The 13,258-nt window shown below is 62.1% G+C and carries 17 protein-coding genes; 9 read left to right on the forward strand and 8 right to left on the reverse strand.

Going from position 1 to position 13,258, the window contains the following annotated elements:
- Nucleotides 1-50 precede the first annotated feature (50 nt).
- The 3 genes from VGL01_RS05055 to VGL01_RS05065 are packed head-to-tail and all read right to left on the reverse strand — an operon-like array spanning nt 51 to nt 2,671.
- Nucleotides 51-848 carry a GolD/DthD family dehydrogenase gene (locus VGL01_RS05055; RefSeq protein ID WP_331567680.1) on the reverse strand — a complete coding sequence of 266 codons (798 nt, stop codon included), beginning with the start codon at nt 846-848 and terminating at the stop codon, nt 51-53.
- A 31-nt stretch (nt 849-879) separates the two neighbouring features.
- Nucleotides 880-1,824 carry a transketolase family protein gene (locus tag VGL01_RS05060; RefSeq protein WP_331567682.1) on the reverse strand — a complete coding sequence of 315 codons (945 nt, stop codon included), beginning with the start codon at nt 1,822-1,824 and terminating at the stop codon, nt 880-882.
- Nucleotides 1,817-2,671, reverse strand: coding sequence for a transketolase (locus VGL01_RS05065; RefSeq protein WP_331567684.1), 855 nt, complete (start codon nt 2,669-2,671; stop codon nt 1,817-1,819). The genes VGL01_RS05060 and VGL01_RS05065 overlap by 8 nt, the downstream gene beginning before the upstream one ends.
- Nucleotides 2,672-2,846: 175 nt before the next feature.
- Here VGL01_RS05065 and VGL01_RS05070 point away from each other — a divergent pair, with 175 nt between their 5' ends.
- The 4 genes from VGL01_RS05070 (at nt 2,847) to VGL01_RS05085 (ending at nt 5,516) form a co-directional block, all read left to right on the forward strand.
- Nucleotides 2,847-3,644 (forward strand): DeoR/GlpR family DNA-binding transcription regulator, encoded by a 798-nt coding sequence (locus VGL01_RS05070; protein WP_331567686.1) that lies wholly within the window; start codon nt 2,847-2,849, stop codon nt 3,642-3,644.
- A gap of 194 nt (nt 3,645-3,838) precedes the next feature.
- Nucleotides 3,839-4,465 (forward strand): glutathione transferase GstA, encoded by a 627-nt coding sequence (gstA, locus tag VGL01_RS05075; protein ID WP_331567688.1) that lies wholly within the window; start codon nt 3,839-3,841, stop codon nt 4,463-4,465.
- Complete coding sequence (locus tag VGL01_RS05080; protein WP_331567690.1) at nt 4,462-5,172, forward strand: glutathione S-transferase family protein; 711 nt, start codon at nt 4,462-4,464, stop codon at nt 5,170-5,172. Before gstA ends, VGL01_RS05080 begins: the two co-directional genes overlap by 4 nt.
- Nucleotides 5,173-5,186: 14 nt before the next feature.
- A complete protein-coding gene (locus VGL01_RS05085) occupies nt 5,187-5,516 on the forward strand; it encodes a multidrug efflux SMR transporter (protein ID WP_331567692.1) in 330 nt (109 codons plus the stop codon).
- A 53-nt stretch (nt 5,517-5,569) separates the two neighbouring features.
- Here VGL01_RS05085 and VGL01_RS05090 read toward each other — a convergent pair whose 3' ends face one another.
- A complete protein-coding gene (locus VGL01_RS05090) occupies nt 5,570-6,526 on the reverse strand; it encodes a LysR family transcriptional regulator (protein ID WP_331567694.1) in 957 nt (318 codons plus the stop codon).
- A gap of 129 nt (nt 6,527-6,655) precedes the next feature.
- Here VGL01_RS05090 and VGL01_RS05095 point away from each other — a divergent pair, with 129 nt between their 5' ends.
- Nucleotides 6,656-7,372, forward strand: coding sequence for an SDR family NAD(P)-dependent oxidoreductase (locus VGL01_RS05095; RefSeq protein WP_331567696.1), 717 nt, complete (start codon nt 6,656-6,658; stop codon nt 7,370-7,372).
- 70 nt (nt 7,373-7,442) lie between these two features.
- On the opposite strand, the gene VGL01_RS05100 is transcribed toward VGL01_RS05095, so the two are convergent.
- Both VGL01_RS05100 and VGL01_RS05105 read right to left on the reverse strand, forming a co-directional pair.
- Nucleotides 7,443-7,991 carry a putative glycolipid-binding domain-containing protein gene (locus VGL01_RS05100; protein WP_331567698.1) on the reverse strand — a complete coding sequence of 183 codons (549 nt, stop codon included), beginning with the start codon at nt 7,989-7,991 and terminating at the stop codon, nt 7,443-7,445.
- Between the two features lie 165 nt (nt 7,992-8,156).
- Nucleotides 8,157-8,924 carry a sulfite exporter TauE/SafE family protein gene (locus VGL01_RS05105; protein ID WP_331567700.1) on the reverse strand — a complete coding sequence of 256 codons (768 nt, stop codon included), beginning with the start codon at nt 8,922-8,924 and terminating at the stop codon, nt 8,157-8,159.
- Between the two features lie 94 nt (nt 8,925-9,018).
- On the opposite strand from VGL01_RS05105, the gene VGL01_RS05110 reads away from it, so the two are divergent.
- Entirely contained in the window at nt 9,019-9,900 is an 882-nt protein-coding gene (locus VGL01_RS05110; RefSeq protein ID WP_331567702.1) for a LysR substrate-binding domain-containing protein, read from the forward strand.
- Between the two features lie 32 nt (nt 9,901-9,932).
- Here the strand turns inward: VGL01_RS05110 and VGL01_RS05115 are convergent, their stop codons facing one another.
- Nucleotides 9,933-10,325 (reverse strand): carboxymuconolactone decarboxylase family protein, encoded by a 393-nt coding sequence (locus VGL01_RS05115; protein ID WP_331567704.1) that lies wholly within the window; start codon nt 10,323-10,325, stop codon nt 9,933-9,935.
- Nucleotides 10,326-10,455: 130 nt separating this feature from the next.
- Between VGL01_RS05115 and VGL01_RS05120 the strand changes: the two genes are divergently transcribed.
- Entirely contained in the window at nt 10,456-11,355 is a 900-nt protein-coding gene (locus tag VGL01_RS05120; RefSeq protein WP_331567706.1) for a LysR family transcriptional regulator, read from the forward strand.
- Here VGL01_RS05120 and VGL01_RS05125 read toward each other — a convergent pair.
- The gene (locus VGL01_RS05125; protein ID WP_331567708.1) at nt 11,339-11,629 is read right to left on the reverse strand and encodes a hypothetical protein; all 291 of its coding nucleotides are present in this window, start codon (nt 11,627-11,629) and stop codon (nt 11,339-11,341) included. The two genes, VGL01_RS05120 and VGL01_RS05125, sit on opposite strands and share 17 nt — an antisense overlap.
- A 353-nt stretch (nt 11,630-11,982) precedes the next feature.
- Here VGL01_RS05125 and VGL01_RS05130 point away from each other — a divergent pair, with 353 nt between their 5' ends.
- On the forward strand, nt 11,983-12,240 hold the full coding sequence (locus tag VGL01_RS05130) for a hypothetical protein (protein WP_331567710.1): 258 nt from the start codon (nt 11,983-11,985) through the stop codon (nt 12,238-12,240).
- Between the two features lie 153 nt (nt 12,241-12,393).
- Nucleotides 12,394-13,206, forward strand: a complete 813-nt coding sequence (locus VGL01_RS05135) for a class I SAM-dependent methyltransferase (RefSeq protein ID WP_331567730.1) — start codon at nt 12,394-12,396, stop codon at nt 13,204-13,206.
- Nucleotides 13,207-13,258 lie beyond the last annotated feature (52 nt).

Below are 13,258 nucleotides of genomic sequence, written 5' to 3' on the forward strand. Positions count from 1 at the left end.
TAATGTCTTTATCAACGTTGCAGCCTCGTCCGGCTGCGCTCAAAGTGCCATCAACAGATCGTGTATCCCCCATCGATCATGATGTCGGCGCCCGTGATCATGTCCGCACCGTTCGAAAGCAGAAACAGGATTGCGGCGGCGATTTCATCCGTGTAAGCGAACCGTCCGACAGGGATCTGCTTTTTCATCGCTTCGCCTTTTTCGCCCTGCCACGCAGCCGCACCCATCGGGGTGAGCACGACGGTGGGCGAAATGGTGTTGACCGTGATCCCACGCAGGGCCCATTCTTTGGCAAGCACCTTGGTCATGCCGATCAGCCCGGCCTTCGCCGACGTATAGGCACAATGCTTGTCGATCGCCACAGTCGCGGCTTGAGAGGCGATGTTGACGATCTTGCCGCCGTGGCCGCTCGCCAGAACGTGTCGAGCGAAATGCTTCGAGCACAGAAACGGGCCCGTGAGATTCACACCGATCTGCTTTTGCCACTCATCGAGGCTGATGTCTTCCGCAGGCGTAAGCGTGATGCAGCCGGCGGCATTGACGAGAAGATGCAAATCGCCGAAGCGGTCCAGCGCCGCCTTCATCGCCTTCGCGACATCGGCCTCGTTCGCAACGTCACAGGCAAATGCGGCGGCGTTTGCCGCCCCGAGCGCCTCGATTGCATCCTTCACTCGCGGCTCTTCGAAGCTGGGATAGAAAATGGCGACCCGCGCGCCCTTTGCGATAAGTGCCGCATTCGTTGCCATCGCGATACCGCCCAGACCGCCCGTCACGACGGCGATCTTGCCGTCGAGCCGGAAGTCGAAGTCGACGCCATGACGCAGCGACATGTCGTACTGAATGGCCATGCCAGTGTCTCCTTGAAATCTAGCTGTACGTTCAGTGCGCACACTGCGCGCAGATCGCTTCGGCAATGCCTGCCGCATCAATGCGGTAGTGACGCCGGATTCCTTTGCGCGTGCCGTACTTGGCGAACTCGCCTTCGGTGATCCCGAGCATCGTGAGCGGCTTCGCAAGCTGGCGTCGCGCCATCAGGACCGCGGTGATCGCGCCGATTCCGCCGTGAAGCGAATGTTCTTCCACTGTGACGACGCAGTCATGAGCCGCAATTATCTTCGCGAGGGCGTCTTGATCGAGCGGCCGGATCGATGACAGATTCACGAGCGTCGGGGCGATGTTGTGCTGTGCCTTCACCCGTTCGCAAGCATCGAGCGCTTCGCCGACCACGGAGCCCAACGCGATCACAACGACGCGGCTGCCCCGCATCACCACGTCCGGACGGCCTGGCTGGAACCGGTAGTCCGCCTCGTGCACGATGGGAAACTTCGCATTGTCGAGCCGGATGTAGACGGGCCCTTCGACGGCGGCTGCGTATTCGACCATCTGAATCACTTCGACCTCGTCGCAAGGCGCGAGAATCTGGACGTTTCCGAATCCGCTCATGATCGAGATGTCGTCGATCGCGTGGTGGGTCGACGCTAGCGGACCATAAGCCACTCCGGCATTCAGTCCGAGCATTTTGACGTTCGTCGCGCTGTAGCAGACATCGTTTTTGACCTGCTCGTTCGCGCGGGCGACTAGGAACGGCGCGGCATTGGCGGTGAAGACGACATGGCCGCCCAGGGCCAGCCCCGCCGCCATGCCGACCATGTTCTGTTCGGCGATTCCCACGTTGATGACGCGTTCGGGATAGGTCTCGAGGAAAGGGCCGATCTTGGACGTGGAGGTCGAATCCGCGACCATCACGAGAATGTCCCGGCCCGCGGCCGTCAACCGTCCGAGTGCGCTGATCACACCGTCTCGCAAATCGGCGTACTCACGCATGGTCCAGTTCCTCCAGTGCCTGTCGAAGTTGCTTTTCGTCCGGAAACTTGTGGTGCCACGCGGGTACGTTCTCCATGAACGACACGCCGCGACCCTTGATGGTGTGAGCGATGACGACTTTGGGCTTTCCGTTCTCGAAATCCAGGCTTTCTATTAGTTTCCAAATCGAATCCGCCTGGTTTCCGTTGACGTCATGCACCTCGAAGCCGAAAGCCCGGAATTTCTCGTCGAGCGGATCCATGTCCATGATGTTGTGGGTGAAGTCCGCCAGTTGCAGGCGGTTGCGATCCACAATTACGACCAGGTTCGCCAGTTCGAAATGTGCCGCCGCCATCGCGGCTTCCCAGTTCGAGCCCTCTTCGAGCTCGCCGTCGCCCGTCAGCACGAAAACTCGGCCGGGCGAGCCGTCCACATGGCTTGCATGACGCTGCTTTGCCATCGCCAGCCCTGCCGCGATGGGCAAGCCGTGCCCTAAAGCGCCCGTGTTGACGGTCACCAGTGACGGCAGCTTCTCGCGCACCGGATGACCCGGCAGGCGCGAATCGTCTCTCAGGTAGGTCAGCAGTTCGTCGTCGGTGAGCCAGCCGAGTTCGGCAAAGCAGGAATAGAGCCCTCCTACGCCGTGTCCCTTGCTGAGGATGAATTCATCGTGCCATTTCACCGTCCGGTCAGCTTGCACCTCATAGCGGAGCACGTGGAAGTAAAGCGCTGCGAGCACGTCGGCCTCCGACATGTCACCGCCCGTATGGCCGCTCTTGGCAGCGGAGTTCATCACGCAGATCTTTTTACGGATTTCTTGCGCGCGCCGATGGAGCGCGTCTCCAGACTGCTTGTAAGGGTTTTGCATTCCGACTCCCGCACTTCCCGTTTGCTTGATTTAAGTTTCTTTTACTTTCTTTCGAAAGTCAAAGAGAAATAAAAGGAAAGAGGGTAAACCCCGGATCGGACCACATCGTGGTCGTTTAGGGCACAATATTGGCGGATGTGGCGAAGCCGCTCGGTCGCTTCGCGGGAAGAGAACAATGGACCAACGGACGAGAACAGAAAAGATTTTCGAGAGGGTGCAGGCCGCCAAGCTGATCAAGCTTTCCGAGCTTTCGAGCGAGTTTGGCGTTTCGATGCCAACCATTCGAAAGGACATCGACGAGCTTCAGAAACATGGCCGCGTCGAACGCGTCCACGGCAACGTCCGCCTCGTGACGTCGCTGGCCGGTCAGGCCCGACCTGTCGCCGATCGAACCAACATTCTTCCGACGAGTCCCGAGAAGGAGCTGATCGGCCGGATGGCTGCGACGCTCATCGGAAACGGCGACTCCATCATTCTCGATTGCGGGGCGACGACGACCGAACTCGCGAAGAACCTGCTCGATCGACAGCACCTGCGGATCGTGACGAATGCGCTGAACATCGCCATCATCCTGGGCGCGGAGCCGACCAACCGGATCATGCTGACAGGCGGCGAATTCAAGCCGGAGACGATCGCGGTTTCGGGGGAGAAGGCGTCGACGTTTTTCCAGGGGATGTTCGTCGACAAACTGTTCCTGGCGGCCGGCGGTGTCTCGAAAGAATCGGGGATCTCGTACCCCGACTTCATCGATTTGCACGTCAAACGGGCGATGATCGATGCCGCGAAAACGGTCTACCTGCTCGCCGATTCGAAAAAGTTCGGAAAGCGTGAGTTCGCGGCATTCGGCGCGATGGACCGGATCGACTATCTCGTCACCGACGAGGGGTTGGGTGCGGATTTCGCCCAGTGGCTCGCCGACAACGGCACGCAGATCATCTACGCCCAGGACGAGTCCGATCGGTCCGCGGGCTGATGCGCGCATGACGATTTAGGCGGCGCAGGGCCCGGCGACCTTGCGGTCGATTTCGGCAAGTCCAGCGTGGCGAAACGCTGACGATCGCTTGCGCGAATGCAATCCAAAATGGCATTTGTGCAATAGACGTTGCATGCTCGCAGCCCGTATGCTGGTCCGGTCGTTCATCTACCGCCATCGCTCAAGAGGCCCCTATGAAGCTCTATTACTCCGCCGGCGCCTGCTCGCTGTCGCCGCATATCGTCGCCGTCGAAGCCGGCATCGCGCTCGAACTGGAACGCGTGAGCATCACGAAAACACCGCACACCACCGGTTCCGGGACCGACTTCTCGACTGTCAATCCAAACGGCTATGTCCCGGTGCTCGAACTCGACGACGGCACGCTCCTGACCGAAGGCCCCGCGATCGTGCAATACCTGGCCGACATGAAGCCGGAAAGCGGCTTGGCGCCGCCGGCGGGAACGATGGCGCGCGTCCGCCTGCAAGCTTGGCTGAACTTCATCGCCACCGAATTGCACAAGATGTACAGCCCCTGGCTGTTCCACGACGAATACGGCGCGCAAGCGCAAGCAGTCGCGCGTAGCAAGATTGCCGAGCGGCTGCGACACGTCGAAACGCATTTGGCTGCGGGGGGCCCCTTTCTCGCGGGCGAAGCCTTCACGGTGGCCGACGCTTATCTGTTCACCATCGTCAGTTGGTCGCGGTTCGTCGACGTCGACCTATCCGGCTTCCCGAGTCTGCGTGCCTATCTCGAACGGGTGGGCCGGCGGCCGGCCGTACGCGAAGCGATGAAGGCCGAAGGATTGAAGGTGCCGGCATGACTGCGTCGTCGATAACGCCGGCCTACACGCTCGTGAGCCATGCGCTGTGTCCCTATGTGCAGCGCGCCGCGATCGCACTCGCTGAAAAAGGCGTGGCTTTCGAGCGGCGCTACATCGATCTGGCGGACAAACCCGCATGGTTTCGCGCGATATCGCCGCTCGGCAAAGTTCCGTTGTTGCTCGTCGGCGGGAACGGCCCCGAGCCGCCTGCCGCCGTCTTCGAGAGCGCGGTCATTTGCGAATTCCTCGAAGATGTCGGCGCGGGCCCCTCGCTGCACCCGTCGGATCCGCTCGAGCGGGCGCGGCATCGCAGTTGGATCGAATTCGCTTCGGCCATCCTCGCGGACATCTGGCATTTCGAGACCGCGACCGACGCGACCACCTACGAGACGAAGCGCGAGGCTTTGGAACGGAAGTTCGTTCGCGTCGAAGCGGAACTCGGCGACGGTCCGTTGTTTTGCGGTTCGCGAATGTGCCTCGTCGACGCGGCGTTCGCGCCGATCTTCAGATATTTCGATGTGTTCGATGCGCTCGTGCCCACCGGCGTCTTTGCGCGCACGCCGAAGGTCGACGCCTGGCGGCGTGCGTTGTTCGAAAGACCCAGCGTTTCGGATGCGGTCTTGCCCGGCTATGAGGAGCGCCTGCGGGCGTTTCTGACTCGGCATGATGCTTATCTGCTCAAACGCTCGGGAGCGTCGATGCAATGAACGGGATAACCGCAATGAGCCAAGGGGCCGCATGGGGCTGGCTGATCGTATCGGGGCTTTGCGATGTCGCCTGGGCGGTATCGATGAAATACGCCCAGGGCTACACACGGCTGGGTTGGAGCGTGGTTTCGTTGCTGTTGCTCGCCGCGTTCGTCTTCCTGTTGGGCCGCGTACTGCAAGTGCTGCCCGTGGGCACGGCGTACGCGGTGTGGACCGGAATTGGCGCGGCGGGAACGGTGCTGCTCGGCATTGCGCTCTTCGAAGAGCCCGCGGGGCTGATCCGACTCGGCGGCGTCGCGCTCGTGGTGGCGGGCATCGTCACATTGAAGATGGCGCCTGCCTAACGTGCAGCATTAACAGATCGTATGCACGCGTTCGAAGCGTCCCGCCCCGAGGCTCAGGTCGATGAATGTCCAGCCCGAGTTGCAGTGCGCGGGTAAGCGGCCAAGCACAGCGCCAGCACTTCCGCGCGAAACCAGCGATGCGCCGGATCGTGATCGAGGCGCGGATGCCAAATCGCCGAGACGTTGAATGCCGGCACCGCCAGCGGCAGCTCGAAGCGCTGCACGCCGTTGGCCGTTGCATAGTCAGGCACAAAGGCGTTGCCCAAGCACGAATGTGGGACGACGGCCAGCAAATCCGATTGACGAACAAGCTGCATAGCGCTCGTGTATGACGGCACGACGATCGGCACGCTCCGCCGCAGATCGCGCGACGCGAGGGCCGTGTCCACCGGACTATCGGCTTGGCCAGTGCGAGATATATCCACGTGCGGGTACGCGGTCCATCGCTCGAGGCTGACATCGCCATCGCTCAACAGCGAATGACCGACGCGGCACACGCCGACGTAGCGGTCGCGCAAGAGCACACGCGCGCGGACCTCCGGCGCGGCGGTTTTGACGATGCCGATCTCCAGATCGACGCCCCCTTCCCTCAGCGGTTGCGCATTCCAATCGGGCTTCGGCGTGAAGCGAAGCTGAACACCAGGGGCCGCTCGATGCACCCGATCGATCAATGCTGCGCCCAGCAGATCGATGAAGCCCTCCCCCGCTCGCACAGTGAAGCGCTGCTCGAGCGCCGCGATCTCCAACCGAGTGTCGGCACGACTCAGCGCAGCCTGAGCTTGGCGGAGCAGCGCGGGAAGGCGCTGACTCAACTGCTCGGCGTAAGGCGTGAGAACCAGCGCGCGGCCGGCTTGCAATAGCAACCGGTCGCCAGTAGCTACGCGCAGACGCGCCAGCGTGCGGCTCATTGCCGAAACGCTCACATTCAGGCGTAGCGCGGCTCGCGTAACGCTGCGTTCGCTCAGCAATGCATCGAGCGCGGTCAAGAGATTGAGGTCGACGCGTGACATGCCCGCAGCATAGTCGAAAACGACTGAGGTATGGCGTTACGCGCAACCGTCGATTGCATCCCAGGCGTCTGGCGCAAGCCGGCCGCTATCCGGAGAATCGATGACGTTACCCGCACAAAGGATCGCGCCATGCCAGACATTTCCACTTCCGCTCCTGTCCGCACCATTGCGCTGATCGGCGCCTCGCGCGGCCTTGGCCACGCCATGGCGGTCGAGTTCGTGAAGCAGCGATGGCATGTGGTGGGCACTGTCCGCGCCGGCCGCCGAACGCTGCTGCACGACTTGGCCGATGCATGTCCCGGTCAGGTTGACATCGAGACGCTCGACATCACGCGGCCCGAACAAATCGCCGCCTTGCGAGAACGCCTGGCCGGACGTACGTTCGAGATGCTCTTCGTCAATGCGGGCACAACCAATCCCGATCCCACTCAAACGATTGGCGAAGTATCGACCGAGGATTTCGTGAACCTGATGATCACCAACGCGCTCAGCCCGATGCGCGTGGTCGAACGCCTTTCCGATCTCGTTGCACCGGACGGCCTGATTGGAATCATGTCGTCGGGACAAGGCAGCATCGCCGACAACGAAACAGGCCAGCGGGAGGTCTATCGGGGCAGCAAGGCGGCGCTGAATCAGTTCATGCGCAGCTTTGCCGCGCGCCAGGCGGGTACGCCGCGGCCCATGGTGCTGATGGCGCCGGGCTGGGTGCGGACCGACCTCGGAGGGCCCGAGGGACGGTTGTCCATCGACGAGAGCGTGCCCGGGGTCGTGAACGTGCTGCTAAACAAGTTGGGGCGTCCCGGGTTGGAGTATCTCGACTACCAAGGTCGGACCGTTCGGTGGTGAGAAGATTCGCGTCAATCCATGCGCGCAGCGTTTCGCCGATCCGCGCCGCGTGGTCTTCCTTCTGCACGAACTACGCGATCCGTTTGAACAGCGTCGGATAGTCTTCGACCAGCCAATTGGTATCGATCGTCAACTCTGCCTCGAATTGTCGCAATGGGCCCTCGTACAGATAGCGCCGCCGCGGTTCGATGCACGTGTACGCCTGATCGGCAGGCTCGATGGTCAACGCCGGCAGCGCCAGATAGGCTACGCGGATTTCGCGCCGCTCGCCCTGCATCAGCCCGAGGCGGCGGATTGGCAGCGTATTCGTGAATGGCGTGCCCGAAATGTCGATGTCGATGCAGCCATCGAGTGCCGACAGCGGCATGCCGTCGATGTCGTACCAATGGCCACTGCCGTCCGCCGATACCACCAGTGTGCGCCCATCGGTCAGCGCGACCAGCACGCGTCGCACCGTCCAGTCGGGGGCAATCTCAACCCGGTAGTGCGCGCCATACGGCGAGCCAAAGCGGGTATCGACGACCACCGCCTCGCCGATCACGCGATCCGGCCATTCGTTCAACACCAGGTGCTCGACGCCCACGCCGTCTTCCGCGGCCCACTGCGCAACGCATGTCATCTGTGTTCCCTCCGCGGGCTCGCTCAGAGCCCTTGTGACCGCGGAAATATGATTTGCTGCCATCGAGACAGCGCGTGCGATTCCCACCTGCCATCAATCAGTGCCTATGAAGCATACCGGCCGTTAGGAGCGATCCAATAGTTTCCAGCAGGGCGTACAACATGCTCAACGATGCAGCAGCATCGGCGCATAGGTCTTCACGAAGAACGCCAGCGTGATGCAGGAAGTTGCCAGCAGCGTGCCGGCACGAATGACTGCCGGCGAGGCGCGCCGGCCAAGGTGCGCACCACCGTATCCCCCCAGGATTGCGCCGGCCAGCATGGCCAGCGTCTCCGGCCAGCGCACCGCTTGCGCGCCGATGAACGCCAGCACTGCAACAAGATTCGCCGCGCTGACCAGCAGCGTACGTGCAGCATTGAGGTGCTTGATATCGCGATTGTCGAGCAGCCCCCATATGGCGACCATCATGATCCCCACCGCGCCCCCAAAGTAGCCTCCATATCCGCCGAGCGCGAACTGGATGGCCAGTACCGCGCCTGCGCGAATGCGCCAGCGAGCACGCAGCGCGGCGCCGATCCGCCGTCCGAACGAAAGCGCAACGCACGCGATCAGCAGCAGCCATGGCAACACGAAAGCGAATGCTGCGGACGAGGTGTGCAGCAGCAGGATCGCTCCCACCAGGCCACCGCACAGCGTCGCAACCAGCAACGCGCGCAACGGCACCGACCCGACCGGACCCAGGCCGTCGCGATAGGCCCACGCGCTGGCGAGGCCACCAGGAAACAGCGCAACCGTACTGGAGGTATTCGCATAAACCGGTGGCACACCCGCCGCGATCAACGCAGGCAGGCTGACAAACGAGCCGCCCCCGGCTAGTGCATTCATTGCACCAGCCACCAATCCAGCAAGAAAAATCAGAAAAATTGATTCCATGGCCGTAATGCTAGGCACTCGACCCTCTATCCGCAATCTGGCATTTCCAGTGCTAGACTTCGGAAAAAGCGAAAGCAGATAAAGGACCCGTATCGTGCGCTTCGACCTGACCGATATGCGGCTATTCCTGACTGTTGTGGAATGCGGCAGCCTGACGCAAGGCGCGCGAGAAATGCACCTGGCGCTGGCGTCGGTCAGTGAGCGCATCGCGGGCATGGAGTCGGCGCTTGGCGCACCGTTGCTGGAGCGCAACCGTCGCGGCGTGCGCGCAACCGCGGCCGGCGAGGCCTTGATTCGGCATGCCCGTTCGATCCTCGGCCAAGTGGAGCAGATGCGCGGGGAGTTGCGTACCTACGCAACGGGACTGAAAGGACGCATTCGACTGCTGTCCAACACCGCCGCGCTGGCGGCATTCCTGCCGCCCCGGCTATGTCAGTTCCTGGCGGCGCATCCCGACCTTGCCGTCGATCTCGAAGAACGGCCTAGTTCCGAGATCGTCCAGGCGCTGGTGGACCGGCGCGCGGACCTTGGCATCGTGGCCGACAGTACCGACCTCGCGAGCCTGCAGACGCATCTGATTGCAGAGGACGAACTCGTGGTAGTGGCCAGCCGCGCGCATCGCGTGGCGACGCAAGCCTCCGTGGCATTCACGGAAGTTCTTGGCGAACCGATTGTCGGCATGGCGGATACCGCGCTCGAAACATACCTTGCGGAACGCGCGTCGCGTCTTGGTCGTCAGCTCTACTACCGCGTCCAGTTGCGCAGCGTCGAGCATGTGGCGATGTTGGTCGAGGCAGGCGTCGGCGTATCGATCCTATCCAAAGTATTGGCGAGCACGCTGCGTCGGGACCTTGCCATCCTGCCACTGTCGGAGGCATGGGCTGCGCGGCGGCTTTACCTTTGCGCGCGCGACTTTCTCGCGCTGGCGCCGCATGCCGATCTGCTCGCGCGGCAGTTGAAGGCAGGCTCGCCATAGCCTTTGCGCTGACAGAGCCATCGTTGGTTGCCCTACCGAGCCGACGCCGGCTCCGCTAGCAGATCCTTGCAGTGAACGAGCGCATTGCGAACGGCCGCTCCGCCCGCATAGAACATCAATTGCAGAATCGCTTCGATCACCTGCTCGCGTGTCGCGCCGGCTGCGAGCGCGGCGTGGACGTGCGCGCGCAACTGCGTAACGGGGTGCCCGAGCGTCACGCAAGACGAGATGACGACGAGCTCGCGCGTCACGAGATCGAGGCCCGGCCGCGCCATGACGCCGCCGAGCGCCCATTCGATCGACATATCGACAAAGTCGGGGCACAGCCCTTCCATGTCGGCCCTCAAAGCGTCGGCAGCACCGCTGCCATGCAGTTGCTCGAGCAATGCCGCCCCGCGTTCGCGAAGCGTGGGTTGCGATAGCATGACGAATCCTCCTGTGTTGGTCTGCGAGGTCGCACCGGTTTCGATTCGGGCGATCGATGTCATTGTTGCGACGCAGCCCGCCGGGAAAAAGATGGAACTGCTTCGAACATAACGAAAGGACGCTTCGCAATTGGACCGACTGGAAAGCATGGCGATTTTCGTGCGGGTCGTGGAACGAGGCAGTTTCTCGGCCGCAGCAGAGGAATTCCGGCTGACGGGAACCATGGTGGGCCATCACGTCCGAGCACTCGAAGCGCGGCTGGGCGGGCGCTTGTTGAACCGCACGACGCGCCGTCAGAGCCTGACTGAGCTCGGCGCCGAATACTATGAACGTTGCCGGCGCATTCTGACGGACGTTCGCGATGCGGAATCGCTCGGCGTCGAACTGCGAGACGAAGCACGCGGACGGCTACGCGTGGTGGCGCCGGTATCGTTCGGTGTCCATGCGCTGGCGCCCGCGTGCATCGATTATCGCGAAGCGCATCCGGCCGTCGACATCGACTTCGTATTGAGCGATCGCGCAGTCGATCTCGTCGACGAAGGCTTCGATGTCGCGGTGCGGGTGGGCGAACTACCCGATTCCTCGCTCGTTGCACGACGATTGCGCCCATATCGATCAATCGTGTGCGCCGCGCCTGCCTATCTGGAGCGGCACGGGACGCCTTCCGTGCCGGCGGATCTGACGGCCCATCGATGTCTGGGCTTTGCGCATCCGGTGGCGGGCCGCCGCTGGCGCTTGGCGGGACCGGACGGGGAAGTTGTCGTGCCCGTTTCGCTCGTGCTGACGGCCAACAACGGCGAAGCACTGAAAATGGCGGCGCTCGCCGGGCTCGGCATCGTCATGCAGCCCGAGGTTCTGCTCGCCGACGATTTGCACGCTGGCCGACTCGTACGGATATTGCCCGACTACGCGCCTGCGTCGCGGTCGATGCACCTGCTGTTCGCGGCGGACCGGCGGCCGCCGGCGAAGATTCGTACGTTTGTCGACTTCTTGGTCGAACGGTTTGGAGACGTCACTTCAGGTAAATGAGGACTGATCCTTCCAATACTTCGGGCGCGCCCACGCCCGTGTCTGCGGCGTTTTTCGCGATCCAGTCCTTCGCTTTTTGCATGCTTTCATCAGTGCCTGCCTTGTCTTGGCAAACGGTTACCGAGAATCCGCCATCTCCACTGCGTGCGAGGGTGTAGCTGACAAAGCCCTTGACCGAACGCATCAGTTCCTCCACCTCAGTCGTTCGTTTCTCGAGCAGATCGTATAACTCCTTTGCACCCTTTCCGGAAAATTTCCTTATAACAGTTTGCATGATCGATGCTCCTTGACGGACCAACGAGACGAGCAAGCCGCACACGCAATGCGTGCGTCCCCTCACTGCTCCCTCCGACAGCGTGCAGTGCGCGCAACTGATGGAGAAGGTCGCGCGGTCTGATATCCGCGACCCGTTAGCAGTGTAGTAACTGTGCCGCCGTAGTAAACCTTGCAAGGGGTGGAAAATCTAGGCGCTTTCAGCCAACGTGCGCAAATGGCCGCGCCGCACGCCAACTCGCAATCGGGCACGTCGAAGGGCGCGCAGCACCCTGTCGTCCGTATCCAGCACCCAGGAAGCGAGCATCAGCATCCCGTCGTCGTTATCCAGAATTCCCCGCTATTCCCGGGAAAATGTTACCTCATATGTGCCGCCTGGGCGTTTCGCAAGGACCGACGGTGACGGTGCCGGTGACGAGCCTCTATAAGGTTTCTTCGAGCCTTGCTGTACGCGACGCGCTGCTTGCGCGATTCGGCTTGAGCCCCATTCCCGAACTCTATGTGTGCAATCACTTGGCCGAGGGTTCGCTGCTGCCGACACTCACCGAGTGGGAAAACGACGAGCCCACGATTTATGCCGATGATGCAATGTGTGTGCGTGACCGGTTGTGAACATGATTGCCGGACAACCTTGACGGGGCGGATATGCGTGGCCACCATGGTAAATGCTCGCCAATTACCAAGCAGGCTGACGCCTCATTGCAGCAGGTTGGTGCGCTCTTGAATGATGATCAAGGGCACCGTTGGTGCTTTCGCGGAGGAATCATGACCGAGCGCGATAAGGTGTTTGGTGGCTCGATCCCGAAGTTCTATGACACGCTGATGGTGCCGCTGATCTTCGAGGCCTATGCCGCCGACTTGGCGGAGCTTGTCGCAGCCTCCTCGCCCGGCTCGGTGCTTGAAACGGCAGCCGGCAGCGGCGTGGTCACGCGAGCGCTTGCGCCAAAACTTTGCGCGGGTGCGCGCTACGTCGTGACCGACCTCAACCAGCCCATGCTCGACTACGCCGCGGCCAAGCAGCAGGCCGACAGCCGTATCGAATGGAGGCAAGCGGACGCGCTTGATCTGCCGTTCGAAGATGCCTCGTTCGACGTGGTTTGCTGCCAGTTCGGCGCGATGTTTTTTCCCAACCGGGTCGCCGGCTACGTCGAGGCGCGGCGCATGCTGAGGCCTGGCGGTCGCTTTGTCTTCAACGTCTGGGACCGCATCGAAGAGAACGACTTTGCCGAAGAAGTTGCCAATGCCGTCGCCACGCTGTTTCCGCACGACCCTCCTCGATTCCTCGCCCGCACGCCGCACGGCTATCACGATGTCGCGCTGATCCGCGAGGAGCTGAGCCGCGCAGGATTTTCCGACATCGAGGTCGAGACACGCGAGAAGGTGAGCTCGGCGCGTTCGGCGCGAGACGCTGCCGCCGCCTATTGTCTGGGAACGCCTCTGCGTAATGAAATCGAAGCGCGCGACGCCAGCTTGCTTCAACTCGCCACGGACCGAGCGACGAAGGCGATTGCCAACCGCCATGGCGACGGGCCGGTGGCCGGCAAAATTCAGGCGCATGTGATCGTGGCAGCAGGATAGTGGATTCATGGATTGCTCATATCCGTGCAAAAGCTGCCGGGCAGCGCGGATG

The sequence above is a fragment of the Trinickia sp. genome (genome assembly GCF_036503415.1).
Lineage (GTDB): Bacteria > Pseudomonadota > Gammaproteobacteria > Burkholderiales > Burkholderiaceae > Trinickia.

What these genes read in the sequence shown, in the direction of transcription:
- VGL01_RS05125 (WP_331567708.1), bottom strand. Translation starts at nt 11,629, where the DNA reads ATGCAAACTGTTATAAGGAAATTTTCCGGAAAGGGTGCAAAGGAGTTA.
- VGL01_RS05080 (WP_331567690.1), top strand. Translation starts at nt 4,462, where the DNA reads ATGACTGCGTCGTCGATAACGCCGGCCTACACGCTCGTGAGCCATGCG.
- VGL01_RS05100 (WP_331567698.1), bottom strand. Translation starts at nt 7,991, where the DNA reads ATGACATGCGTTGCGCAGTGGGCCGCGGAAGACGGCGTGGGCGTCGAG.
- VGL01_RS05065 (WP_331567684.1), bottom strand. Translation starts at nt 2,671, where the DNA reads ATGCAAAACCCTTACAAGCAGTCTGGAGACGCGCTCCATCGGCGCGCG.
- VGL01_RS05135 (WP_331567730.1), top strand. Translation starts at nt 12,394, where the DNA reads ATGACCGAGCGCGATAAGGTGTTTGGTGGCTCGATCCCGAAGTTCTAT.
- VGL01_RS05070 (WP_331567686.1), top strand. Translation starts at nt 2,847, where the DNA reads ATGGACCAACGGACGAGAACAGAAAAGATTTTCGAGAGGGTGCAGGCC.
- VGL01_RS05115 (WP_331567704.1), bottom strand. Translation starts at nt 10,325, where the DNA reads ATGCTATCGCAACCCACGCTTCGCGAACGCGGGGCGGCATTGCTCGAG.
- VGL01_RS05055 (WP_331567680.1), bottom strand. Translation starts at nt 848, where the DNA reads ATGGCCATTCAGTACGACATGTCGCTGCGTCATGGCGTCGACTTCGAC.
- VGL01_RS05130 (WP_331567710.1), top strand. Translation starts at nt 11,983, where the DNA reads ATGTTACCTCATATGTGCCGCCTGGGCGTTTCGCAAGGACCGACGGTG.
- VGL01_RS05085 (WP_331567692.1), top strand. Translation starts at nt 5,187, where the DNA reads ATGAGCCAAGGGGCCGCATGGGGCTGGCTGATCGTATCGGGGCTTTGC.
- VGL01_RS05090 (WP_331567694.1), bottom strand. Translation starts at nt 6,526, where the DNA reads ATGTCACGCGTCGACCTCAATCTCTTGACCGCGCTCGATGCATTGCTG.
- gstA (WP_331567688.1), top strand. Translation starts at nt 3,839, where the DNA reads ATGAAGCTCTATTACTCCGCCGGCGCCTGCTCGCTGTCGCCGCATATC.
- VGL01_RS05060 (WP_331567682.1), bottom strand. Translation starts at nt 1,824, where the DNA reads ATGCGTGAGTACGCCGATTTGCGAGACGGTGTGATCAGCGCACTCGGA.
- VGL01_RS05095 (WP_331567696.1), top strand. Translation starts at nt 6,656, where the DNA reads ATGCCAGACATTTCCACTTCCGCTCCTGTCCGCACCATTGCGCTGATC.
- VGL01_RS05105 (WP_331567700.1), bottom strand. Translation starts at nt 8,924, where the DNA reads ATGGAATCAATTTTTCTGATTTTTCTTGCTGGATTGGTGGCTGGTGCA.